This is a genomic window from Clostridium sp. AF34-10BH, assembly GCF_003478095.1.
GTDB classification, from domain to species: Bacteria; Bacillota; Clostridia; order Lachnospirales; family Lachnospiraceae; genus Acetatifactor; species Acetatifactor acetigignens.
Window position 1 is genome coordinate 1 of record NZ_QUEC01000068.1, and the last position, 1,664, is coordinate 1,664.

1 protein-coding gene is annotated in these 1,664 nt (G+C 44.5%); it reads left to right on the forward strand.

Annotated elements, in window-relative coordinates; translation table 11 throughout:
• Positions 1-109 precede the first annotated feature (109 nt).
• Positions 110-1,564 carry an ISLre2 family transposase gene (locus tag DWZ61_RS19360; RefSeq protein ID WP_118540114.1) on the forward strand — a complete coding sequence of 485 codons (1,455 nt, stop codon included), beginning with the start codon at positions 110-112 and terminating at the stop codon, positions 1,562-1,564.
• The last annotated feature ends 100 nt before the right edge of the window (positions 1,565-1,664 follow it).

The following is a 1,664-nucleotide window of genomic DNA, read 5'->3' on the forward strand; positions in this document are numbered from 1 at the left end:
CGTAGGGTAAAGTTTTTGTAGGAAAAGTTAATAGAAAAAAGAAAGAAAGCACCGGGATCCTGTGTTAGGATTGAAGTTGACGAGACAAAAATCCAAGGAGGGTGCTTTCATGATTACCAGTATACAACACTTTTGCGAGAATGGGGTAAAAAGATTAACAAATGTTTTCAAAACTTATACAGATGACCTGACAAAGATTGCAGAAATGGTCTATGGTGTGACGGATGAGGTGACCAGACTTGGATGCAGCATGATAGCGGAAGAATGGGAATCCTATGATGAATTGCTGCGGGAAAGAAAGGATCTGCGCCAGGGCTGGTACATTGTCAGAAGAGATGAAACTTCCCTGCTGACCAGTCTTGGAGAAGTGGTATATCACAAAACTCTGTTCAAAAATGTTGCTACCGGTGAATCCTGTTACCTTCTGGATCAGCTGATGGGGCTGGGGCATCATGCCAGGATAACCGAAGATGCAGAAGCGAGAATTCTACTGGAAGCATCCGAGAGCAGCTATCGAAAAGGCGGTGCCAGTGCCAGCATAAACGGTGAATCCATAAGCAAAGAAGCTGTAATGAACAAGTTGCACAGGCTGGAGTTCCCTGCCCTGAAGACTGTGGAAAAGAAAGAACTGAGAACACTTTACATAGATGCGGATGAAGACCATGTGGCCCTTCAGTATCTGGAGAAGAAAGGGGATATCAGGAATCCCCGCATAAATACCGTAATGCCCTGGATCATATACGTTTATGAAGGTGTAGAAGGTGATGAGGAAGGACGTCCCCACTTGATAAATCCGAAGTATTTCGGAGGTGTTTATGATGGGCAGGAAGCAGGCGGTAGACTATGGACAGAAGTATTGGAGTATCTGGATGAAGCTTATGATCTGGATGCTGTTGAGAGGATTTATATCAACGGGGACGGAGCAGCATGGATACGCACAGGAGAAAAGATCATTCCGAAGTCCAAGTATGCCCTTGATAAATATCATATGCATAAATACATCATAGCGGCAACATCCCACCTGGAAGACTCAGCGGAGGATGCCAGGGGTGAAATATACAGAGCCATTCACAGAAAGAAAAAGTGGATGGCAGAGGGAGCCTTTGACCGGATCATAGGAATCACAGACAAAGAAACAAAGCGAAAGGCAGTGGAACAGGCGAAGGCATACATACTGGGGAACTGGTCTGGAATCATGATTGCCATGAAATCCGGGGACAGCAATGTAAGATGTTCCGCAGAAGGGCATGTGAGCCATGTGTACGCAGACAGGATGAGTTCAAGACCATTGGGATGGTGCAGAACCGGGGCAGATAAGATGTCCCGGTTAAGAATCTACCGTCAAAATCAGGGAAATATGCTGGAACTGGTAAGATATCAGAAAAAAGAAATGAAACAGGTATCGGGTGCAGAGGAGATCATCTATTCCGCCACAGAAATGATAAGAATGGAAAAAGCCAACAAACGAAAACTGGGAGTACTGGCAGATCTGCCAGTGTATGACATTCCCTATCCGCAGATCAAAAAGATAGCGGCGCTGAAAAATCACATTTGGGGTTTGTAAAAAGGGACAAAAAGGTTATAATGATGGAGAAAACTTTGATTCTGAAACATATCTCAAGGATGCTCTGTCTATTAATTTCCTACAGTAAATTTACCCGAAC